Source organism: Streptomyces indicus, assembly GCF_900100315.1.
In the GTDB taxonomy this organism is placed as follows: Bacteria; Actinomycetota; Actinomycetes; order Streptomycetales; family Streptomycetaceae; genus Streptomyces; species Streptomyces indicus.
In genome coordinates, this window is sequence record NZ_FNFF01000002.1 from 143,474 (window position 1) to 164,961 (window position 21,488).

The window sequence follows — 21,488 nt, forward strand, 5'->3', positions numbered from 1 at the left end:
CTCGGAGAATCCGCTTCGCGGGCGTCCGCTGCCACCGTCGTACGCGGATCCCACCGCCGTACGCCGAACGGACGCCGCGAAGATCGGCGATCTGGGACGGCACCCTACCCGGCGGTACCGTTCCCAGAAACCCTCGCCCCGGACCCCGGAACGAACCCTCTACAGAACCTTCTACAGATCGGACCCGTGACGTCCGCCGAACCGCGGCCCGCCCACCCGATCGTTCAGGCCCGCGCCCTGCGCCGCCGCCACACCACGAACGGCACGGCACCGGCGAGACCCAGCGCTCCCGGGGCCGCCGACATCGCGGCGGCCAGGCCCGGCTGGTCGAAGGTGTCGGGCACCGGCAGCGTGGCCCAGCGGGTGGGCGGCCAGGCGATGACGAAGGCGCGGCCCACGACATTGTCGACCGGGACGAAGCCGCCGCCCGGGTCGTCCTGGTGGTAGCGGGAGTCCATCGAGTTCTGCCGGTGGTCGCCCATCACCCAGAGCTTGCCCTCGGGCACCTTGACCTTGAACTGGCCGCCCTCGGTGTCGTCCGTGCAGGCGGTGTTGCCCGGGAAGACATACGGCTCATTGAGCGCCTGCCCGTTGACGAGCAGCGGGCCCGTGCCCTTGCACTCCACGGTGTCCCCGCCGACGCCGACGACCCGCTTGATCAGGTCCTTCTCCTCGGCGGACGGCATCAGGCCGATGAAACTGAGCGCCTTCTGGAACGCGTTGGGGTTCGGCGTGGGCTCGCCCGCCAGCCAGTTGCCCGGGTCGTGGAAGACGACCACCTCGCCGCGCTCGGGCTCGGAGCCGAACCACGGCGTGAGCTTGTCGACCAGGACCCGGTCGCCCTGCTGGAGCGTGTTCTGCATCGAGTCCGAGGGGATCGAGAACGCCTGCACCAGGAAGGTCTTGATCAGGAGCGCGAGCAGCAGCGCGATACCGATGAGGAGCGGCAGCTCCTTCCAGAAGGAGCGCTGCTTCTTCTGCCCGGAACCGCCGGCCTCGTCACCGGACTGGTCATCGCCTTCACCGGCCGCCGCGTCACGGGACCCGGAGTCGTGGGCGTCATCGGAACCGGCCGGACCACCGCCGCTGATCACTTCGCGTTCATCCTCGGGTTCGTCGTGTCCGGATCGTGCGCCGACGGCCAAATCCCCCACATCCACTCCTCGTTCCGTACCGCTGCCGTCGCCACGTCAGACGAAGGCCTACCACTCCCATAACGAGCGGGAGTTCCGCAGGGGTCGGCGGCAGAGCTGCCACAGCGAAATTGTCTCGGGCCACCCTATGCGACGGTGCTGTGGCCGCGGTCGACCCGCCACGCGCGCTCGCCGCATCGGGTACGGACGCATAGGTGCTGCGCTCTTCCAGGCCCCGCCAGTTGCCTACCGGCCACGCGATCACCACGGCGCGGCCCACGACGCCGTCCTCGGAGATCGTGCCGCCCTGGCCCTGGTCGATGTGGGAGCGGGAGTCCGCCGAGTCGGAGCGGTGGTCGCCGAGGACGAAGAGCCGGCCTTCGGGGACCCGTACGTCGAAGGGCGTCTTGGACGGCTTGTCGCCGGGGTTGAGATACGGCTCGTCGATCGCCACACCGTTGACCGTGACGCGGCCGTCCTTGTCGCAGCACTTGACCCGGTCGCCGCCGACGCCGACGACGCGCTTGATCAGGTCCTGCTCGTCCTCGGAGGGCAACAGGCCTATGAAGGTCAGCCCCTGCTTGACCTGCTTGATGACGACGGGGTCGTCCTCGGTCACGGTCGGCTGCTCCTGCTGCAGCCAGCCGCCCGGGTCCTTGAACACCACGACGTCGCCGCGCTGCGGCTTCGAGCCGAACCACGGCGTGAGCTTGTCGACGAGCACCCGGTCGCCGACCTTGATCGTCTGCTCCATGGAACCGGACGGGATCACGAAGGCCTGCACCAGGAAGGTCTTGAGGACAAGCGCGATCAGCACGGCCACCCCGATCAGGAGCGGGACCTCCTTGATCGCCGAACGCCGGCGCCTGCGCTTCACCTTCTTGGCGAGTTTGCGCCGGTCGGCCCGGCCCGGGAGCACCGGGCCGCTGGTCGGGCGCGAACCGGTGGGCAGCCGGGTGTCGGCCCGGTGGTGGGCGCGCGGGCGGCCGCGGCTACCCATGGGGCGCCGATCGTACGGGCACGTCGGCGAGCGCGGCCGCGGAGTCGATGTCCGCCCACCGCCCGACCGGCCAGCCGATCCACTCCACGCGCCCGATGACCTGCTCGACGGGCAGGAAGCCGCCGCCGGGCGAGCCGAGGCGGTCGCGTGAGTCGCTGGAGTCGCTGCGGTGGTCGCCGAGCAGGAAGAGAGTGCCGTCGGGCACGACGACGTCGAAGGGCACGCTCGAGGGGGCGTCGCCCCGGTGCAGATACGTCTCCTCGACCGGCTCGCCGTTCACCTCGATCCTCCCGTCCTCGTCGCAGCAGACGATGTGGTCACCCCCCACTCCCCCTACGCGTTTGACGTAGTCGGAGTTCCCGAAGTAGCCGCTGCCGTCGAAGACCACGACGTCCCCGCGTCCCGGCTCGCCCCCGAAACGGTACGCGAGCTTGTTGACCAGGACCCGGTCGCCGTCACGCAGCGTGGGCTCCATGGAACCGCTGGGGATCAGGAACGGCTGCATCACGAAGCGGCTGACCAGGAGCAGCACCACGGCGATCACCACGAGGCCGGCGAGGAGCCTGCGCATCCCGGAGTCCAGGACCTGCGACATACGCGCGAAGAGCCGGGCGGGGAGCTGTGAAGAGGGCCGCAAACGCGCGGAGCGCGACCCCTCCTCCTGTTCCCCTGAAGGGGCGGAGGAGCGGTCGCGCTCCGTGCGGTCTGCTTCGGTGTCCATCGGGGCCAGAGCCTATCCGGCCGCCTTCGGACGCTGGATCCGAGGATCCGTACGGGCCCCGGAAGGCCCGTACGCACGAGCCCGCGGGCCCGTGACGCGAGATCAGTTCTCGCGCTTCTCCTTGATCTTGGCAGCCTTGCCGCGCAGCTCACGCAGGTAGTAGAGCTTGGCGCGACGGACGTCACCACGGGTGACCAGCTCGATCTTCTCGAAGATCGGCGAGTGCACCGGGAAGGTGCGCTCGACGCCGACGGAGAACGAGACCTTGCGGACCGTGAAGGTCTCGCTGATGCCCGAGCCCTGGCGGCGGATGACAACACCCTTGAACTGCTGGATACGGGAGCGGTTGCCCTCGATCACGCGCACGTGGACGTTGATCGTGTCACCGGGACGGAAGTCCGGCACGTCGCTGCGCAGGGAAGCGGCGTTCACGGAGTCGAGCAGGTTGGACATGATGTCTGCTTTCTTCGCCGATGCCACAGGTCATCGACGGGCAAGGTAGATGGTTCTTCGGAGCTGCTTCGTCGGACGGGCGTCATGTCCCCCTGTGGCAGGGGCGCACGCTGGACGTACAGCAGCGACCTATTCTTCCACGGCCTCGGGCCTGCGCCAAAATCGGCCGCCGGGCTCCGGGGCCCACCCCAGGATCGAGAGCATCTCCCGGTCCTTCTTGTCGAAGAGCGCGGGGTCGCAACGCTCGATCAGATCGGGCCTGTTGGCGGTCGTACGTCGCAGCGCCTCGTCCCGGCGCCAGCGCGCGATCTTGCCGTGGTGGCCGCTGAGCAGCACGTCCGGGATGCCGCGTCCGCGCCACTGCGGGGGCTTGGTGTAGACGGGTCCTTCGAGCAGGTTGGCCATGGCGCCGGGTGCGAAGGAGTCGTCGCGGTGGGATTCGGCGTTGCCGAGGACGCCGGGCAGCAGCCGGGCCACGGCCTCGGTGATGACGAGTACCGCGGCTTCGCCGCCCGCGAGGACGTAGTCGCCGATGGACACTTCGTATACGGGCATCCGCGTCGCGTACTCGTCGATCACGCGACGGTCGATGCCCTCGTAGCGGGCCGGTGTGAAGACCAGCCACGGCCGCTCGGAGAGCTCGACCGCGAGCTCCTGCGTGAAGGGCCGGCCGCTGGGCGTGGGCACGACGAGCGCCGGGGAGCCGACGCCTGCCTCGTATCCGTCGGCGAGGAGTTCGTCGAGGCAGTCGCCCCAGGGCTCGGTCTTCATGACCATGCCGGGGCCGCCGCCGTACGGGGTGTCGTCGACCGTGTTGTGCCGGTCGTAGGTCCAGTTCCGCAGGTCGTGGACGTGGACGTCCAGCTGTCCGCGGGCGCGGGCCTTGCCGACGAGCGAGACGTTCAGGGGTTCGAGGTACTCGGGGAAGATCGTGACGACGTCGAGCCGCATTACTCCGCGGCTCCCTCTTCGGCCTCGCGCGAGGAGGCGATCTCGGCGCGGTCGTCGATGAGCCCCGGCGGCGGGTTGATCACCGCGCGCTGCTCTTCGAGGTCGATCTCGGTGACGATCTCCTCGACGAACGGGATCATGACCTCGGTGCCGTCGGGCCGCTCCACGATGAACAGGTCCTGCGAGGCGAGGTGCGAGATCTCGGTGATCCGGCCGACCTCGGTGCCGTCGGCGAGCACCACGTCCAGGTCCATGAGCTGGTGGTCGTAGTACTCGTCCTCGCCCTCGGGCAGTTCCTCGGGGTCCACGTCCGCGATGAGCAGGGTGTTGCGCAGGGCCTCGGCACCGTTGCGGTCGCCGACGCCCTCGAAGCGCAGCAGCAGCCGGCCGCTGTGCACCCGTCCTGCCGCGATGGTGAGCGGGCCCGCCGAGGCCGGGTCGGTGGTCAGTACGGCGCCGGGGGCGAGCCTGAGTTCCGGCTCGTCCGTGCGCACCTCTACGGTGACCTCGCCCTTGATGCCGTGGGCGCGGCCGATCCGTCCGACTACGAGCTGCACTGCTGTCTCCTGGTCTGTGCCATGCCTTGCGCCATGCCTTGCGTACGTCGTGTACGGCCCTGTGTACGACGCGTACGACTGTGCCGCATCCGGGCGGCGCGTGTGACTGTGCCCTGTCCGTACCGCGTGTGCGACTGCGCCGGACACGACGACGGGCCGGGGTGGGCCAAGAAGCCCTCCCCGGCCCGTGCCGGTACTGCTGCGTGGTTCAGCGAACCTGGTCCACGTCGACGAGGTCGACGCGGACGCCTCGGCCGCCGATCGCGCCGACGACGGTCCGCAGGGCGCGTGCGGTGCGGCCGTTACGGCCGATCACCTTGCCGAGGTCGTCGGGGTGCACCCGGACCTCGAGAACGCGACCACGGCGCAGGTTGCGCGAGGCGACCTGCACGTCGTCGGGGTTGTCGACGATGCCCTTCACGAGGTGCTCGAGAGCCTCCTCGAGCATGCTCAGGCCTCGGTCGACTCGGCGGCGGCCTCAGCCTCGTCCGCCTTCTTGTCGGCCTTCTTCGCCTTGGGCGTGATGGCCTCGCCCTTGGCGTCGTCGCCCTCGAGGGTCTTCGCGAACGCGTCGAAGGAGGCGCGCTTGTCTTCCTTCGTCTCCGGCTGGAGCAGCGGCGCCGGGGCGGGCTCGCCCTTGTACTTCTGCCAGTCGCCGGTGAGCTTCAGGATGGCCATGACCGGCTCGGTCGGCTGGGCGCCGACGGACAGCCAGTACTGCGCACGCTCCGAGTCGACCTCGATGCGCGACGGGTTGTACGTCGGGTGGTACAGACCGATCTCCTCGATGGCCCGGCCGTCACGGCGGGTACGGGAGTCGGCGACGACGATGCGGTAGTGGGGCTGGCGAATCTTGCCGAGACGCTTCAGCTTGATCTTGACTGCCACGGGAGTGGTGTCTCCTGGTCTTGACGTGGTTGGGCACAACGAGATGCCACGTGGGGTTGCGGTACTCGGGTGCCCGATGGACGCGTCAGCCGGAGGCGAGAGGGTTCCTGTGCGGCTGTCGAGTACAGCTAGCCATTGTGCCATACGTGTGGGGGGCGCCGTCCCCCGCCCGGTGCCCTTCGCCGAGGACAGGCTGCTGCGCCGCTCCGCGGCGCCGAAAGGTTCACGGGGACTGACGTCCCCACGCCCCGAAGCGGGGGCTCCGCCCCCTGCACCCCCCGGTGCTGTTCGGTTCGACAGCACCAGGAGATCGCGCGGCCGGCGCTCCCACTCCCCGGTGACGACGGCTCAGCGCGCCGCCGCCACCGCCTCCGGGATGCGGAACGGCTTGCCGCAGCCGCCGCAGACGATCGGGGCCTGGGCCAGGACGGACGGGACCACCCGTACGTTGCGACCGCAGTCGCAGACCGCCTTGACGCGGACACCGCCGCCCGACGAGCCGTGGCGGGCGGCCGGGCCGCGGAAGCTGCGGGCCGTGTCCGCCGAGGTCGCGGCCGAGTGTGCCTTCAGGGCGCGCTGAAGACGGTCGATCGTCGGCCGGTAGCGCTTCCTCGCCTCCGTGTTCAGCGTGACCAGCGAGAAACCGCTGCTCGCGTGCGGCTCCGCCGGGTGGTCGAGCCCGAGCTCCTCGGCGATCGCGAGGAAGCGGCGGTTGTGGTAGCGACCCGCGCGCGAGGTGTCACGGATACCGCGCGCCGCGGCGATCCCGTGCACGGCCTCGTGCAGCAGACGCTCGAAGGAGAGCTCGGCGCCACAGGCGGACGAGGACTCTCCGATCAGGGATTCGGGCGCGGCAAGGTCCGGCAGCTCGGGGTGGAACCGTTGAATGTCGGCCCACGCCTGCGCCAGCTCTGCGGCGAGAACAGGTGGTGTCGTGCTCACGTCGTGACAACGAGCCAGGGTGCCTCGGTGTTCCTATTCCGGGGCATCCCAAATAATTTGCCCGTACCAGTCAGTTGCCGCTCATACGCCGGGACGAGGGCGGGTGCGCTGATCTGCGGAGATGCCGCATACCTCGTACTAAGTGTGTACGTAGCGGCGCGTACGCCCCGGCGCGTATGCCAAGTACACGCGCCGGAGCGGCAGTTGTCACGTGATGCGCAAGAGGCTTTTCCGCCTCTTTGACAGACGGGCCCGAGGGCCCGGGAGCGGAAGCCCTCGCCTCAGTAGGAGCGCGCGACGAGCGCGACGGTTCCCGGGGCGTCGTCCGACTGCGGCACCGAACCGTCCTCCGCGACCAGACACCGTACGGTCACCGACTGCTCCGCGAGCCGCGCCTCGCCCTCCGGGCCGAGCTCCGACCAGGGGATCCGGGCCCAGCCGCCGGCCGCGGCGACCTCGGCCGCCTCGGCGATGCTCGCGACATCCGAGGTGCGCGAGGCGCGGCGCTCGCGCGACTCCTCCAGGAGCCGGTCCTGGTCCTCCTCCAGGACACGGGGCACGAGCGAGGCCAGGGCGTCCATGGACACCGGCTCCTTGCCGCCCGGGATCCGGCGGGCCAGCATCGCCGTGCCGCTCTCCAGGTCGCGCGGCCCGACCTCGATCCGTACCGGGACGCCCTTGAGCTCCCAGTCCACCGCCCGCCGCCCGAACGGGGTGTCCGTACGGTCGTCGACCTGGACCCGGACCCCCGCGGCCGTCAGCCGGTCGCCGATCTCGCGGACCTTGGCCAGAACCGCCTCGTCGCCCTTGATCGCCAGCACCACGGCCTGGACGGGGGCGAGGCGGGGCGGGACACGGAGGCCGTGGTCGTCGCCGTGCATCATCACGAGGGCGCCGACCATGCGGGTGGTCGAACCCCACGAGGTCTGCCAGACGTATTCCTGCGTGCCCTCCTTCGAGAGGTAGCGCGTGCCGAACGCCTTGGCGAAGTTCTGGCCCAGTTCGTGGCTCGTGCCCATCTGAAGGGCCTTGCCGTCGCCCATCATCCCTTCGAGGGTGAGGGTGTTGATCGCGCCGGCGAACCGCTCCTTGGGTGTCTTGCGGCCGCGGACGAGGTCCATGGCGAGCACCGTCTCCATGAACTCCCCGTACACGTGCTCGTGGATGTGCGCGGCGAAGTCCCGTGCGTCCTCGTACGTGGCGTGCGCGGTGTGGCCCTCCTGCCACAGGAACTCGCTCGTGCGCAGGAAGAGCCGCGGACGCAGCTCCCAGCGCACCACGTTCGCCCACTGGTTGATCAGCAGCGGCAGGTCGCGGTGGCTCTGCACCCACTTCGCGAACGAGGCGTTGACGACCGTCTCGGACGTGGGCCGCACGACCGCGGGCTCCTCCAGCTCCTTGCCGCCGCCGTGCGTGACGACCGCGAGCTCGGGCGCGAAGCCCTCGACGTGCTCGGCCTCCTTCGTCAGATAGGACTGCGGGATGAGGAGCGGGAAGTAGGCGTTCTGTGCGCCCGCCGCCTTGATCCGGCCGTCGAGCTCCTGCTGCATCCGCTCCCACAGGCCGTAGCCGTACGGTCGGATGACCATGGTGCCGCGCACCGGCCCGTTGTCGGCCAGCTCGGCCTTGCTGATCAGGTCCTGGTACCAGCGCGGGAAGTCGTCCGCACGGGGAGTGAGTACGGGAGCTTTTGCCATGGCCGGATGCTAGGCCCGACCCGGTGGCGCAAAGCAACTCATTTCCCTCCCGCGCGAGCCCGGGCGGGGCGCAGGCAGGGACGCACCCAAGCTTTGCCTTCGCCCTCTGGACGCGGACGCGGATGGGGAGTTGTCTGGCATACGGGGGGAGTGCGGGCGCACCGCACGGGGGCGGGCAGTCCGGCACAACACGTACACACCGGCATGTCAGACCGACCGCGGCCACGGCCGGCACCTCCGGCGGCGGCCGTCACTCGCGGCTCTCTCGGCGATTGGGGCGCTCTTCATGACACCTACGCTCGCGCAACGGCACCTCCCTCCCCCGGGCGCCGCCACCTCCCGGGCGACGGATGCCCACGTACGCGCGCGGGACTGGGCGGAGATCCAGGAGCGGATGCTCGTTCCGCTGTACGAAGCGGTGTACGAGCGGCTCGAAGTGGGCGCCGGCACGCGCCTGCTGGGCATCGGCTGCGGCTCCGGGCTCGCGCTCCTCATGGCGTCCTCGCGCGGCGCGACGGTCACCGGTGTCGAGAGCGTGCGGCCGGAACGGCTCCGGCTGGCGCGCGAACGCCTGCTGCCCGAGGGCGGGTGGGACGACCGTGCGGGCGAGGCGCGGCTGGTCGAGGGCGGGCCCGATGCCGCCGAGGACGTGGTGCACCCTCCGTACAACCTGATCACGGCCTTCCAGCCGATCGGCTGTGTGGCGGGCGACTCCGAGGGGCTCGCGCCCGTCCTGGAGGAGGCCGCGCCGCTGGCCGAGCGCGGGACGCCCGTGGTGCTCGCCGGCTGGGGCCCGCCCGAGCGGTGCACCACGTCGTCGGTGCTCCGGGTGGCGACGCGGCTCGCGGATCCTCTGCGCTCGACGGGGAGTTGGCGCCCTTCGGAGCGGGACGACCTGGAGGACGTGGCCCAGCGCGCGGGCCTGAAGCCGGACGGATCGGGCCGGGTCGCCTGCCCGTTCGGCTACGCGGACGTGGACAGCGCGGTCCGCGGCCTGCTGTCCACGGGCCTCTTCGACGCGGCGGTCGGCGCGACGGACCCGGCCCAGGTCCGCAAGGAACTCACCGAAGCCCTGCACCCGCACATCCGCCGGGACGGGACCGTGTGGATGGCGAATGTGTTCCGGTATTTGGTGGCGCGGACGGGGTGAGGGGGCTCGCGGCGCGGACGGGGTGAGGGGCGGGGCTCACTCCCCCTTGGTCAACCGTGTGATCCCCGCCGCCCGGTACGCGTCCGCCTCGTCCAGGGTCTCGTTGGCGAGCAGGGCCTCCGAGAGGGCGTCCAACTTGTCGCGGTGTTCGCGCAGTTGGCGGCAGGCGGACTCGTAGCACTCGTCGACGATGCGGCGCATCTCGTTGTCGATGGCGTCGAGGGTGGCGGGCGCGGCGGTCAGGCCGTACGGGCTCTGGCCGTCGTTGGGGACCGCGGAGAAGCGGCCGACGCGCTCGCTCATGCCCCAGCGGGCGACCATGCCGCGGGCGATGTTGGTGACCTGCTCCAGGTCGCTCTCGGCGCCCGTGGTGATCACGCCGAAGACCACGTGCTCGGCCGCCATGCCGCCGAGCGCGCCGATGATCCGGCCGCGCAGATACTCCTCGGTGTACGCGTACTTGTCCGCGTCGGGAGTCGACAGAGTGACACCCAGCGCGCGGCCGCGCGGCACGATCGTGATCTTGCGGACCGGGTCGGCTCCCGGCTGGAGCATGCCGAGCAGCGCGTGTCCGCTCTCGTGGTACGCGGTACGGCGGCGCTCCTCGTCCGGCATCACCAGGGGCCGTTCGGCGCCGAGTTGGACCTTCTCCAGGGCGTCGGACAGGTCGGTCTGGCGCACCTCGGTCTGGCCGCGCTTGACCGCGAGCAGGGCCGCCTCGTTGGCGAGGTTGGCGAGTTCGGCGCCGGTCATGCCCGGGGTCGTACGGGCCACCTGGGCGAGGTCCACGCCCGCCGCGAGCGGGATCGCGCGGGTGTGGATCTTCAGGATGGCCTCGCGCCCCTTGCGGTCGGGCGGGCTGACCATGACCGTGCGGTCGAAACGGCCGGGGCGGGTGAGGGCCGGGTCGAGGATGTCGGCGCGGTTGGTGGCCGCGAGGACCACGACGCCCTCCGAGCCGGAGAAGCCGTCCATCTCGGTGAGGATCTGGTTGAGGGTCTGCTCGCGCTCGTCGTGACCGCCCATGCCGGAGCCGCCGCCGCGGGCCCGGCCGATGGTGTCGATCTCGTCGATGAAGATGATGGCCGGGGCCACTTTCCTTGCCTCGGCGAAGAGTTCGCGTACGCGCGAGGCGCCCACGCCGACGATCATCTCGATGAACTCGGAGGCCGAGGCCGAGAAGAAGGGGACGCCGGCCTCGCCAGCGACCGCCCGCGCGAGCAGGGTCTTGCCGGTGCCGGGCGGGCCGGCGAGCAGCACGCCGCCGGGCATCTTGGCGCCCATCTTCCGGTACGCGTCGGGGTTCTTGAGGAAGTCGACCACGTCGTTGAGCTCGCCCTCGACCTCGTCGATGCCCGCCACGTCCTCGAGCGTGGTGCGCTTGCCGCCCTCCAACTCCACCGGTTTCGGCGGCTGTTTGCGGCCCAGCATGCCGCCGGCGCCGCCGCCCATGCCCGCGGCCATCCGCCGGGCCATGAACATCCACAGGCCGACGAGCAGGAGGATGGGCAGGAGGGAGAGGAGCAGGTTCGTGAGGAGGCTGGGCTCCTTGTAGACCGGCTCGGCGGTGACCTCGACCTTCTGCTTGGTCAGCTCGCCCCAGATGTCGTCGTCCGCCCAGCTCGGGCGCTGGGTGATGAACTCCTGGTAGGTCCCCTTGCCGCCGTCGGGCGCGTCCACGGACTTCTTCAGATCGCCCTGGATCTGGTCGCCCTTGGCGTAGATCTTCTCGACGTTGCCGCTGTTCAGCTGGCTGCTGAACTCGGTGTACGAGACGGTCCGCGGCTTCTCGTCGCCGAAGAAGCCGAGCGCCAGGTTCGTCAGGAGATAGACGAGCAGCGCCGTCCACAGCAGGCTGCGCCAGGACAGCTTCTTCTTGGGCGGGGGCGGCGGCGGCGCACCCTCGGAGCGCCACGGCTGGTCGGTGCGGTCGCGCGGGGGCACGGGGCTGGGGGCTGTCACGCTCGCCATTATTCGAGAGACGGGCTTTTCCGGCATTCCGGGCACATCTCCGCATCCGCCGCACATGCGGTCACTCTCCGCGTACAAGTTGCCACCGAAGCAGTCTTGTGCAGTATCCAGGATCCTGGTTACTGTCGGCTCTGTGAACGGCATCGATGAGCGCTTCCTGACGCGCAACGGACTGACCGCCCGCCAGCTGGCGGTGCTGCTCCTCGGCCACGAGCCCGACACCCGGCTCCCCCGGGTCCGCGACCTCGCCGAGGAGCTGAAGGTCGGCAACGGCACGGTCCAGGCCGCCCTCTCCCTGCTGGAGGACTCCGGCGCCATCACCACCCAGGCCCGCGGCCATCTCGGCACCTTCCTGGTCCGCTCCGACCGCGCCATACTCTGGCGGCTCTCCGGCCTCGGCACGCTGCTGGCCGCGATGCCCCTGCCGTACTCGCGGCGCTACGAAGGCCTCGCGACCGGGCTGCGGACCGCGTTCGAGCAGGCCGGCGCCCCGTTCGCGATCACGTTCATGCGCGGTGCGACCGACCGGGTCACGGCGCTGGTCGAGCGCAAGGTCGACCTGGTCGTCCTGTCGCGCTTCGCCGCGGACCGGCTGATCGAGGAGGGCGAGCCGGTCGAGCTGGTCGCCGACCTCGGCCCGGCCACGTACGTCGGCGCCCACGGGCTCCTCGTACGGCAGGGCGTCCAGCCCACGCGGCCGGGGCTGCGGGTCGCGATCGACCGCTCCTCGCAGGACCAGTCGATGCTCGTCGAGCGCGCCTTCGCCGGCCGCTCCGACATCGAGTGGATCGAGGCCTCGTACATGCAGCTCCCCGATCTGTTCCGGCAGGCACGCGTGGACGCCACGGTCTGGAACATCGACGAGTTGGACCGGCTCGGCGGCGATGTCGTGGACTTCCTGCCGCTCGGCGACGAGATCAATCGTGAGCTCGCCCTGCGCAACTCCTCGGCTGCCATCGTCGGCCGCTCCGAGGGCGCCCACGCACTGGAAGCCGTACGGGACGGGCTCGATCTCTCGCTCGTGACCTCGCTTCAACAGGAGGTCCTGCGAGGCGAGCGGATCCCCTCGTACTGACGGCTCCGCAGCGGCGGGGCGGGCCACAACGGCCGGACCGCCACCACCAGCGGGACGAAGCCCGCACGAAGACCCGATGAGGACAGGACCTAGGCCTCTCAAGAGAATCCAAAATCCTGGTTACTGTCCGAATCAAGCAGAGCCGAATCAAGCAGAGAAGGAAAGAAGGTCGGCAGGACATGGACGATCAACTCGCGCTCCGCATCCAGCTGTTCCGTGAGAGCGGTCAGGTCCGTCCTGAGGTCGCCGACTTCGTGACCGCCGAGCTGACCGCACTCTCCGCCGAGGGCCGCACGGTCACCGAGGAGACCGCGGGCATGCTCACCAGCCACCTGATGATGGCGCTCACCCGCCTCGTGGCCGGTGAGCCGATCGAGCAGTTCCTCACCGACGAGCAGGTACGGGCCGAGCTCGACGGCCACCCCGAGGCCGTCACCCGGGCCCGCGAGATCTCCGAGCGCGCCCACCACGCGCTCGGCGCCCGGCTCCCCGACTCCGAGGTCAACTTCCTCGCGATGCACCTCGCGGTGCTCGACCGGCACGGCAGCAGCAGTACCAGCACCAACAGCCCCAGCACCTCCTGAACCCAGCCCCGCACAAACCCGTACGAACAGAAGGGCCATCACCATGACGAAGATCCTCACCGGCGGCGTGGGCAAGGTCGAGGTCGCCGACGCGGTCAAGCAGCTCGGTCTCGACGGCGTCGAGGTCACCGTGTCCAGCGACATGGACGCCGCGATGAAGCTCCGCGTCAACCAGGCCGACTTCTACCTCGGCACCTGCCACACCGGCGCCGGCGCCTCGCTCGGCGTCCTGGTCGGCCTCATGGGCCAGGCCGCCTGCCACACCTTCGGCCGCACCGTCCCCACCGAGGACGAGGTCACCGCCCTGATCGCGAGCGGCAAGAAGGTCTTCGGCTTCGCCATGGACCAGATCGGCGACGTCGCCCCGGTCATCGCCCGCGCCATAGCCGCACGCGGCTGACGACCGCACCCCGCACCTCTGGGCACAAAGGAGTGACCCCGTGAACCCCGCCGCATCCGCCGCCCTCGTACAGAGCGACCCGCACAGCCTCCAACTCGCCGCCACCAACCTGGACTTCACGCTGCCCCAGCAGCTGATGGTCATCGCCCTGTGCGCCCTGACGGCCTTCATCTCGCACATGGCGCTGGCCGTCTTCAACGACGGTGTGCGGCCGTTCATGCTCGACTTCATCCAGAAGCGCACCACGCGCAGCGCCACCACCGCGGTGTCGTTCGGCCTCTCGGCGGGGTTCATCTTCGGTCTGGGCGCCCCGATGGCCCTGGTGTCCGGGGTGCTCAACCCCTGGCTGCTGTTCCTGCCCACCGACATCCTCGGCATCCTGTCGCCGAAGAAGTGGCTGGCGCCGCTGCTCGGCGCGGGCTGGGGCGCGGTCGTGGTCTACGGGCTCGGCGGCGCGAACGACCTGGCGAAGAAGCTGCCCGTCGACTTCCTGACGGCCATGCAGCAGATGTCCACGCCGATCCTCTTCCTGTTCACGCTGTTCCCGGTGCTCGCGGTCACCAAGCAGTTCGGCCGGCTGCGCGGCGCGATCGTCGGTGTGGTCGAACTGGCCCTCGTCGTCCTGACGATGAAGATCTGGCCCAACATGTTCGCGGGCGCGCTCGCCATGGCCGTCGGCGTCCTCGCCCTCATCGGCTTCGCCATCGACAAGGACCTCAAGCAGCGCCGCGCCGACAAGGCCGCCGGCATCTCGTACGAGCTCCCCGAGGGCACCGAGGACCCGATGGCCTCGCTGTTCAGCGCGAGCGCGGCCCGGCTCCGCAAGTACCTGCCGCTGTTCATGGTGCTCGGCGCGGGTGTCTGTGTGCTCGCCCAGATGAAGATCTTCGGCGGCGGCGAGGCCACCAGCTTCCTGATCGCCAAGGGCCAGTACGCGGAGGCCGCGCAGGTCGACTTCTACCGGGTGTTCGGCTTCATCCCGCTGATCGCGACGACCGCGCTCGCCTCGGGCGCGTACGGCATCGCCGGTTTCACCCTCGCGTACCCCATCGGCTACCTGATGCCGAACCCGTTCCTCGCCGCACTCGCCGGCGCCGCGGTCTTCGCCCTCGAAGTGCTCGCCCTCTCCTCCATCGGCAAGGCCCTCGGCAAGCTGCCCAGCGTCCGCGATTCCTCGGAGCACCTGCGCAGCGCGATCAGCGAGGCGCTCGGCCTCGCGATCCTGTTCGGTTCGCTGATGGCGGCCAACGCGATGGGCGGCGGCCTCGGCATCCTCATCGTCGGCGGTCTGTACCTGCTGAACGAGGCCATGGGCCGCCCGGTGGTGCGGATGGCCGCCGCGCCGGTCGCGGTGATCATCGGCGGTGTGCTGCTCAACCTCCTGTACTGGATGGACCTGTTCACGCCGATCAAGGGCTGAGCGGCGTCGCAGCTTCCCCCACGGCACGCGCATCCGGCACAGCAGCAGTTAGGCGTACGACATGAACCATCCCCAGTACGAGACCCCCCGGCAGCCCCGGCACGAAAACCGCCTGCAGACCGTTCTCGGTCCCCTCTCCCCCGCCGACGTCCGCGGTCCCGCGCTCGCCCACGAGCACTTGGTGCTCGATCTGGACCGGTCCGGTGACCGGGCGGCCGTACTCGACCCGTCCGTGCACGGCCGGCAGGTCGTCGAGGAACTCACCGCCCTGCGCGAGGAGTTCGGCCTCGCCCTCGTCGTCGAGCTGACCTGCCGCGGCATGGGCCGCGATGCCGAGGCCCTGGCCCGTATGGCGAAGGAGTCCGGTGTCGCGGTGGTCGCGGCCACCGGCTGGTACTACGAGCCCTTCCACCCCGAGGAGATCGGCGACGCGAGCGCCGAGCGGCTCGCGGGCACCCTGATCCGCGAGATCAACGGCGGGATCGGCACCACGGGAATACGGCCGGGCGTCATCGGCGAGGTCGGCAGCCACGGCGACGTACCGAGCGAGCCGGAGACACGCTCGCTGCTGGCCGCCGCCAAGGCCGCCGTGGCCACCGGCCTCTCCGTGGCCACGCACGCCCAGCTCGGCCGCGGCGGCCTCGCCCAGCTGGACCTCCTGACCGGCGCGGGCCTCGCCCCGCACCGGATCTGCATCGGCCACCAGGACCTGCTCGACGATCCGGCCGTCCACAAGTCGCTTGCGGCGAGCGGGGCTTACGTCGCCTTCGACACCGTCGGCAAGGAGAGCTACCAGCCAGACGCGACCCGGCTGCGGCTCCTCCTCCAGCTGCTCGACGCCGGCCACGCCGACCGGGTGCTGCTCAGCTGCGACATCTCGCGCCACGGCTATCTGGAGTCCGAGGGCGGTACGGGATACGGCCACTTGTTCCGTACGTTCCTGGGCCGGGCCCGGGCCGCCGGGGTGGACGAGGACCTGATCGACCTGATGACGCGCCGCAACCCGGTGCGCTTCCTGACGGGCGGCGCCGCCCACGAGGACGTGTGAGATGAACCCGCAAGCGAACCTCCCCCACGAAGCGAAGCTCCCCGAGACCGCGAAGCTCCCCGGCACCGTGCAGCTCCCCGAGACCTTCCCGCTCGCGACCGTCCCCCTCCAGGACGCGATCGCCAAGCAGTTCCGGCTGATGGAGTGCACGGCCGCGCACTTCGAGGGCGAGCAGCTGTTCAGTGCCGACGCCGGTGTGGTGCCCGGGCTCGGCCGGCCGCGGACCACCGCACGCGTCGAGGCCGTGCTCGCCGACTTCTTCGGCGCCGAGGACGCCGCGCTCGTGCAGGGCGCGGGCACCGGGGCGATCCGGGCCGCGCTCGCCACCGCGCACGGCCCGCTGCTCCTCCACAAGGCGCCCGTCTACCGCAGCACCGAAGTGACCCTGCGCGGGCTCGGCCTGAAGACGGTCGAGGTGGACTTCAACGACGCGGGCGCGCTGCGGGCGGCGCTGGAGTCCGGCCCGTACACCTGGGCCTATGTGCAGCACACCCGGCAGCGGCTCGGTGACTCGTACGACCCGGGCGAGGTGCTCGCCGCCTGTCGCGCGGCCGGGGTGCGCACCATCGTCGACGACAACTACGCGGTGCTGCGCACGCCCGCGGCCGGGGTGGAGCTCGGCGCCGACGCCTCCTGTTTCTCGCTGTTCAAGCTGCACGGGCCCGAGGGCGTGGGCGTCGTGGTCGGCGCCCGTGACGTGGTGGCGCGGGTGCGGGCCGACAACTACTCGGGCGGCGGCCAGGTGCAGGGCCACCAGGCCCTTGACGCCCTGCGGGCCCTGACCCACGTACCGGTGATGTGGGCGGTGCAGTCGCAGGTCGGCACGGAGGTCGCCGAGCGGCTCGCGGCCGGCGAGGTCGAGGGGGTCGCGGAGGTGCGGATCGCGAACGCCCAGGACCGCTGCCTTCTCGTACGGCTCGACCGTCCAGTGGCCCGCGAACTGCCCGCGGTGGCCGCGAAGTTCGGCGCCGCCCCCTACCCCGTGGGCTCCAACTCGCGTTACGAGATCGCCCCGCTGTTCTACCGGATGTCGAGCTCGTCCCTGGACGACGCCCCCGAGCTCGCGGACTGGACCGTGCGGATCAACCCGATGCGGGCGGGCGCCGACCTGGTGATCGACATCCTGCGCCGCGCTCTCCGGGAGCTGGCGCACGCGCCCCGCAGCACCGAGCCCTTCGCGCCCGACCGCACGGAGCCCTTCGCGCCCCACCGCACCGAGCCCTTCGCGCCCCACAGCAAGGACTGAACGACCGTGTTCCTCAACACCCTCCTCGCCCGCAACCCCGGCCTCGCAGAGGCCGCGGCCGACCTGCACCGCACGGGTGCGATCCCGCCGGACACGTACGTGATGGACCTCGACGCGGTCGAGGCCAACGCCGCGCTGCTGGCCGCCGAGGCCGAACGGCTCGGCATCACGCTGTGGTTCGTGGTGAAGCAGTTCGGGCGCAACCCCGCGCTGATCAAGGCGATCGCCCGGCACATCCCGAAGTTCGCGGCGATCGACCCGCCCGAGGCCCGCGTCCTGCACCGGGCGGGCGCCGCGGCCGGCAACCTCGGCCACCTCGTGCAGATCCCGCACCGCCAGCTGCCCGGACTGCTCGCCTGGCGCCCGGAGACGGTCACGGTCTTCGACCTGGCCAACGCCCGCGCCGTCTCCGCAGCCGCCCGCGAACTCGGCCTGGTCCAGGACGTGTTGATCCGCCTGGAAGGGGCACCCGGCACCGTCTACCCCGGCCAGGAAGGCGGCGTCCCGCTCGACGCGCTCGACTCCTTCGCGGCCGAGGTCGAGCGGTTGGAGGGCGTACGGATCGCGGGCGTGACCGCCTTCCCCTGCGTCCTCTGCGACCCCGAGGACGGCACTCCGCGCCCGACACCGAACTTCGACATCGCCCTGAAGGCACGGGAGTTGCTGACGGCACGCGGCCACAGCGGCCTCAAGCTCAGCGCCCCCAGCGCCACGTCGATGGCCTCGCTCCCGCTGCTCGCCTCGCTCGGCGCCACGCACGGCGAGCCCGGTCACGCCCTCACCGGCACGACCCCGCTGCACGCCACGGATCCGGACCAGCCCGAGACACCCGCGTACGTCTACGTCACGGAGGTCGCACACACCCTCGCGGACGGGCGGCCCGCGGTGTACGGCGGCGGCTTCTACCCGCGGGCCGGCATCAAGGAGGCCCTGCTCCCGCGCACCGACACCCGGCTCACCGTCCTCGACTCCCCCGCCGAGAACATCGACTACTACCGGCTGCTCGAAGCCCCGGACGCCCCCGGCGTACGGGCCGGGGACACGGCTCTGCTCGCCTTCCGCACGCAGATCTTCGTCACCCGCAGCAACGTGGCGGTCGTCGCCGGGATCTCGGCCGGCCGGCCCCGCCTGGTCGGCCTGTACGACGCGCTGGGCCGTGCGCACGAGGAGGCCGCCGTATGAGCGCGAGCGATGTGCGCGCGAGCCGTACCGTCATCGTCGTCGTCGACGGCTTCGGTATCGGCGCGATGCCCGACGCGGGCGCCCTGCGGCCCGGCGACCTGCGGGCCGACACCTGCGGCCACGTCCTCGACCACGGCGCCCGCGGGCTCGGCCGCCCCCTCCGCCTGCCGGCCCTCGGCAAGCTGGGCCTCGGCCTGGTGCACCCGCACCCCGGCCTGGCCCGCAGCACCCCGCTGCCCGTGGCGGCCGGCCGTGCGGCGCTCGGCTACCCCGGCGCCGACACCTTCGCCGGGCACCAGACGATGATGGGCGCGGACTTCAGCAAGGTCACGGTGGCGCGGCTCGCGGAACACCTGGATGAGGTGGGCGCGGCATTGCGCGCGGCCGGCCACCGCGTCGAACTCCTCGACGGCAGGCCCCTGTTGGTGGTGGACGGCGCGGTCCTGGTACACGACAACCTCGAAGCGGACCCGGGCATCAACTGGAACACCTCGGGCCGCCTGGAGGACTTCGCCTTCCCGTCGATCCTCTCCATCGCGCGTACGGTGCGCTCGGTCGCCCCGGTCGCACGCGTGATCGCGGTCGGCGGCCACGCGTCCGGTCCGCTCTCCTCGTACGTGCGCGACGGGGACGCGGAGACCATCGGCCTGGACACCCCGGCCAGCGGTTTCTACCGCAACGGCGGGCTCGAAGTGCAGCATCTGGGCGCGGAGCTGGACCACACCCGCCAGCTGCCCTCGCTCGCCGCCGCGGCCGGGATCCCGGTCACGCTGGTGGGCAAGGCGGCGGACATCCTGGAGTGCGAGGCGGCGGTACGGCGGCCCGCGGTGCCCACGGCGGAGGTCCTGTCCCACACGCTGGAGGCCGCCCGGCACCCGGGCCTGGTGGTGGCCAACGTGCAGGAGACGGACCTGGCCGGCCACCAGCAGGACGTACGCCGCTACGGCGAGGTCCTGGAGCAGGTGGACGCCGGACTCCTGGAGCTGCTGTCCCTGCTCGACTCCCCGGGCGACCGCCTCATCGTCACGGGCGACCACGGCAACGATCCGACGATCGGGCACGCGTACCACACGCGCGAGTACGTCCCGGTCCTGATCCACCGCCCGGAGGCGCCGGGCGTGGAACTGCTGCCGGACGCAGGGTCGTTGGCGGATGTGGGGGCTACGGCGGCGGTTGCGCTGGGGCTGGATGCGGCTGGTCTGGCGAACGGGTCGGCGCTGCACGTCGCTTCCGTCGGCGCCTGAAGCCGCTCCCCTGGGGCTCGACGCGTACGGGCCCGGGTCACCGTGAAGGCGACCCGGGCCCGTACCCGTACTCGTACAACCAAAGGCACTCAGCCCATGAACTTCTTGAACTCATCCGGGAGTTCGAAGTCCTTGCCGCCCTGCTGACCGCCGGGCAGACCGAACGCGCCGCCGGCCGCACCGCCGCCCTGCGCCGCCTGCTCGCGCCGCTCGCGGGCGGCCTGCTCCTCGGCCTTGCGCTTCATCGGGTTGCCCGACTTCCGCTTGCCCTTGGCCTGCTTCTGCTGCTTCTTCTGCCGGCCGGGGCCGCCGCCCATGCCCGGGATGCCGGGCATCCCCGGCATGCCGCCGCCCTGCGCCATGCGCGACATCATCTTGCGGGCCTCGAAGAACCGCTCGACGAGGTTCTTCACGGCGCTGACCTCGACACCGGAGCCCTTGGCGATACGGGCGCGGCGCGAGCCGTTGATGATGGTGGGCTCGGCGCGCTCCTTCGGCGTCATCGACTTGATGATGGCCGCGGTGCGGTCGACGTCGCGCTCGTCGATGTTGTTGATCTGGTCCTTGATCTGCCCCATGCCGGGCAGCATGCCGAGCAGCTTGGAGATGGAGCCCATCTTCCTGACCTGCTCCATCTGGGCCAGGAAGTCGTCGAGCGTGAAGTCCTTGCCGCCCTTGGCGCTCTGCAGCTTGGCGGCCATCTTCTCGGCCTCGGCCTGCGAGAAGGTCTGCTCGGCCTTCTCGATCAGGCTGAGCATGTCGCCCATGCCGAGGATGCGGGAGGCCATGCGGTCCGGGTGGAACGCGTCGAAGTCGTCCAGCTTCTCGCCGTTGGAGGCGAACATGATCTGGCGGCCGGTGACGTGCGCGATCGACAGGGCCGCACCACCGCGGGCGTCACCGTCGAGCTTGGAGAGCACCACGCCGTCGAAGCCGACGCCGTCGCGGAAGGCCTCGGCGGTGTTGACCGCGTCCTGACCGATCATCGCGTCGACGACGAAGAGGACCTCGTCGGGCTTGACCGCGTCGCGGATGTCCGCGGCCTGCTGCATCAGCTCCTGGTCGATACCGAGGCGGCCCGCGGTGTCGACGATGACCACGTCGTACTGCTTGGTCTTCGCGTACTCGATCGAGTCCTGCGCGACCTTGACCGGGTCGCCCACACCGTTGCCCGGCTCGGGCGCGTAGATGCCGACGCCGGCGCGCTCGGCGACGACGCTGAGCTGGTTCACGGCGTTGGGGCGCTGGAGGTCACAGGCGACGAGCAGCGGCGCGTGGCCCTGGCCCTTCAGCCAGCGGCCGAGCTTTCCGGCGAGCGTGGTCTTACCGGCACCCTGGAGACCCGCGAGCATGATCACGGTCGGGCCGGACTTGGCGAACCGCAGGCGGCGGGTCTCGCCGCCGAGGATGCCGACGAGCTCCTCGTTGACGATCTTGATGACCTGCTGCGCCGGGTTCAGCGCCTGCGAGACCTCGGCGCCGGTGGCGCGCTCCTTGACCTGCTTGATGAAGGCGCGGACGACGGGCAGGGCGACGTCGGCCTCGAGCAGCGCGATACGGATGTCCCGTGCCGTGGCGTCGATGTCCGCCTCGCTGAGGCGACCCTTGCCGCGGAGGTTCTTGAATGTCGCTGCGAGGCGGTCGGAGAGAGTATCGAACACGGCGGTCGCGAATCCTCGGGTCGGTGGCGGGCGGGGGTGTGCGCCTTCCAGGGTATCCGGCGCCGTGAGCGGTCGAGCCTCCCCTTCAGCCCCTGCGGCGTTTGAGCAGATCCGACCGAAGGTCGGATGCGGGGGTCCGGGGGCGGAGCCCCCGGTTTCGGGAAG

At 70.9% G+C, this 21,488-nt stretch carries 21 protein-coding genes; 9 read left to right on the plus strand and 12 right to left on the minus strand.

The annotated features are described in order from the left end of the window. Positions 1-224: 224 nt before the first annotated feature. The 10 genes from lepB (BLT97_RS07170) to proS all read right to left on the minus strand — a co-directional run bounded on the left by lepB (BLT97_RS07170) (position 225) and on the right by proS (position 8,342). Complete coding sequence (gene lepB, locus BLT97_RS07170) at positions 225-1,145, minus strand: signal peptidase I (RefSeq protein WP_425442672.1); 921 nt, start codon at positions 1,143-1,145, stop codon at positions 225-227. Then, entirely contained in the window at positions 1,102-2,133 is a 1,032-nt protein-coding gene (gene lepB, locus BLT97_RS07175; protein ID WP_093607924.1) for a signal peptidase I, read from the minus strand. Before lepB (BLT97_RS07175) ends, lepB (BLT97_RS07170) begins: the two co-directional genes overlap by 44 nt. Then, entirely contained in the window at positions 2,126-2,854 is a 729-nt protein-coding gene (gene lepB, locus BLT97_RS07180; RefSeq protein WP_093607925.1) for a signal peptidase I, read from the minus strand. The genes lepB (BLT97_RS07175) and lepB (BLT97_RS07180) overlap by 8 nt, the downstream gene beginning before the upstream one ends. A gap of 102 nt (positions 2,855-2,956) precedes the next feature. Continuing rightward, complete coding sequence (gene rplS / locus BLT97_RS07185; RefSeq protein ID WP_093607926.1) at positions 2,957-3,307, minus strand: 50S ribosomal protein L19; 351 nt, start codon at positions 3,305-3,307, stop codon at positions 2,957-2,959. Between the two features lie 129 nt (positions 3,308-3,436). Next, entirely contained in the window at positions 3,437-4,258 is an 822-nt protein-coding gene (gene trmD, locus BLT97_RS07190; RefSeq protein WP_093607927.1) for a tRNA (guanosine(37)-N1)-methyltransferase TrmD, read from the minus strand. Beyond that, positions 4,258-4,815: a ribosome maturation factor RimM gene (rimM, locus tag BLT97_RS07195; RefSeq protein ID WP_093607928.1), complete on the minus strand. Its 558-nt coding sequence runs from the start codon at positions 4,813-4,815 to the stop codon at positions 4,258-4,260. The genes trmD and rimM overlap by 1 nt, the downstream gene beginning before the upstream one ends. Positions 4,816-5,023: 208 nt before the next feature. Next, entirely contained in the window at positions 5,024-5,263 is a 240-nt protein-coding gene (locus BLT97_RS07200) for an RNA-binding protein (RefSeq protein WP_014176063.1), read from the minus strand. A gap of 2 nt (positions 5,264-5,265) precedes the next feature. Continuing rightward, on the minus strand, positions 5,266-5,703 hold the full coding sequence (gene rpsP, locus BLT97_RS07205) for a 30S ribosomal protein S16 (RefSeq protein WP_093607929.1): 438 nt from the start codon (positions 5,701-5,703) through the stop codon (positions 5,266-5,268). A gap of 348 nt (positions 5,704-6,051) precedes the next feature. Beyond that, positions 6,052-6,645 carry a hypothetical protein gene (locus tag BLT97_RS07210; RefSeq protein ID WP_093607930.1) on the minus strand — a complete coding sequence of 198 codons (594 nt, stop codon included), beginning with the start codon at positions 6,643-6,645 and terminating at the stop codon, positions 6,052-6,054. Between the two features lie 281 nt (positions 6,646-6,926). Continuing rightward, a complete protein-coding gene (gene proS, locus BLT97_RS07215; RefSeq protein ID WP_093607931.1) occupies positions 6,927-8,342 on the minus strand; it encodes a proline--tRNA ligase in 1,416 nt (471 codons plus the stop codon). A 286-nt stretch (positions 8,343-8,628) separates the two neighbouring features. Here proS and BLT97_RS07220 point away from each other — a divergent pair, with 286 nt between their 5' ends. After that, positions 8,629-9,492, plus strand: a complete 864-nt coding sequence (locus BLT97_RS07220) for a class I SAM-dependent methyltransferase (RefSeq protein WP_093607932.1) — start codon at positions 8,629-8,631, stop codon at positions 9,490-9,492. A gap of 36 nt (positions 9,493-9,528) precedes the next feature. On the opposite strand, the gene ftsH is transcribed toward BLT97_RS07220, so the two are convergent. Then, entirely contained in the window at positions 9,529-11,454 is a 1,926-nt protein-coding gene (gene ftsH / locus BLT97_RS07225; protein WP_245769198.1) for an ATP-dependent zinc metalloprotease FtsH, read from the minus strand. Positions 11,455-11,596: 142 nt separating this feature from the next. Here ftsH and yhfZ point away from each other — a divergent pair, with 142 nt between their 5' ends. From yhfZ to BLT97_RS07265, 8 genes are all read left to right on the plus strand, one after another. Beyond that, the gene (yhfZ, locus tag BLT97_RS07230; RefSeq protein WP_093607934.1) at positions 11,597-12,538 is read left to right on the plus strand and encodes a GntR family transcriptional regulator YhfZ; all 942 of its coding nucleotides are present in this window, start codon (positions 11,597-11,599) and stop codon (positions 12,536-12,538) included. 179 nt (positions 12,539-12,717) lie between these two features. After that, positions 12,718-13,122: a PRD domain-containing protein gene (locus BLT97_RS07235; RefSeq protein ID WP_093607935.1), complete on the plus strand. Its 405-nt coding sequence runs from the start codon at positions 12,718-12,720 to the stop codon at positions 13,120-13,122. A gap of 43 nt (positions 13,123-13,165) precedes the next feature. After that, entirely contained in the window at positions 13,166-13,522 is a 357-nt protein-coding gene (locus BLT97_RS07240; RefSeq protein WP_093607936.1) for a DUF2620 domain-containing protein, read from the plus strand. Between the two features lie 136 nt (positions 13,523-13,658). Then, on the plus strand, positions 13,659-14,942 hold the full coding sequence (locus tag BLT97_RS07245; RefSeq protein WP_093608331.1) for a YhfT family protein: 1,284 nt from the start codon (positions 13,659-13,661) through the stop codon (positions 14,940-14,942). Between the two features lie 61 nt (positions 14,943-15,003). Continuing rightward, positions 15,004-15,990, plus strand: coding sequence for a phosphotriesterase family protein (locus BLT97_RS07250; protein WP_093607937.1), 987 nt, complete (start codon positions 15,004-15,006; stop codon positions 15,988-15,990). A gap of 1 nt (position 15,991) precedes the next feature. After that, a complete protein-coding gene (locus BLT97_RS07255; RefSeq protein ID WP_107406996.1) occupies positions 15,992-17,236 on the plus strand; it encodes an aminotransferase class V-fold PLP-dependent enzyme in 1,245 nt (414 codons plus the stop codon). A gap of 6 nt (positions 17,237-17,242) precedes the next feature. After that, a complete protein-coding gene (locus BLT97_RS07260) occupies positions 17,243-18,418 on the plus strand; it encodes an alanine racemase (RefSeq protein WP_093607938.1) in 1,176 nt (391 codons plus the stop codon). Beyond that, positions 18,415-19,662 (plus strand): phosphopentomutase, encoded by a 1,248-nt coding sequence (locus tag BLT97_RS07265; RefSeq protein WP_093607939.1) that lies wholly within the window; start codon positions 18,415-18,417, stop codon positions 19,660-19,662. Before BLT97_RS07260 ends, BLT97_RS07265 begins: the two co-directional genes overlap by 4 nt. A gap of 89 nt (positions 19,663-19,751) precedes the next feature. On the opposite strand, the gene ffh is transcribed toward BLT97_RS07265, so the two are convergent. Further along, on the minus strand, positions 19,752-21,323 hold the full coding sequence (ffh, locus tag BLT97_RS07270) for a signal recognition particle protein (RefSeq protein ID WP_093607940.1): 1,572 nt from the start codon (positions 21,321-21,323) through the stop codon (positions 19,752-19,754). Between the last annotated feature and the right edge of the window lie 165 nt (positions 21,324-21,488).

Coding starts and splice junctions, on each gene's coding strand:
- lepB (WP_093607924.1), bottom strand. CDS start 2,133: ATGGGTAGCCGCGGCCGCCCGCGCGCCCACCACCGGGCCGACACCCGG.
- lepB (WP_093607925.1), bottom strand. CDS start 2,854: ATGGACACCGAAGCAGACCGCACGGAGCGCGACCGCTCCTCCGCCCCT.
- rplS (WP_093607926.1), bottom strand. CDS start 3,307: ATGTCCAACCTGCTCGACTCCGTGAACGCCGCTTCCCTGCGCAGCGAC.
- trmD (WP_093607927.1), bottom strand. CDS start 4,258: ATGCGGCTCGACGTCGTCACGATCTTCCCCGAGTACCTCGAACCCCTG.
- BLT97_RS07200 (WP_014176063.1), bottom strand. CDS start 5,263: ATGCTCGAGGAGGCTCTCGAGCACCTCGTGAAGGGCATCGTCGACAAC.
- proS (WP_093607931.1), bottom strand. CDS start 8,342: ATGGCAAAAGCTCCCGTACTCACTCCCCGTGCGGACGACTTCCCGCGC.
- BLT97_RS07220 (WP_093607932.1), top strand. CDS start 8,629: ATGACACCTACGCTCGCGCAACGGCACCTCCCTCCCCCGGGCGCCGCC.
- BLT97_RS07235 (WP_093607935.1), top strand. CDS start 12,718: ATGGACGATCAACTCGCGCTCCGCATCCAGCTGTTCCGTGAGAGCGGT.
- BLT97_RS07240 (WP_093607936.1), top strand. CDS start 13,166: ATGACGAAGATCCTCACCGGCGGCGTGGGCAAGGTCGAGGTCGCCGAC.
- BLT97_RS07245 (WP_093608331.1), top strand. CDS start 13,659: ATGGTCATCGCCCTGTGCGCCCTGACGGCCTTCATCTCGCACATGGCG.
- BLT97_RS07250 (WP_093607937.1), top strand. CDS start 15,004: ATGAACCATCCCCAGTACGAGACCCCCCGGCAGCCCCGGCACGAAAAC.
- BLT97_RS07255 (WP_107406996.1), top strand. CDS start 15,992: ATGAACCCGCAAGCGAACCTCCCCCACGAAGCGAAGCTCCCCGAGACC.
- BLT97_RS07265 (WP_093607939.1), top strand. CDS start 18,415: ATGAGCGCGAGCGATGTGCGCGCGAGCCGTACCGTCATCGTCGTCGTC.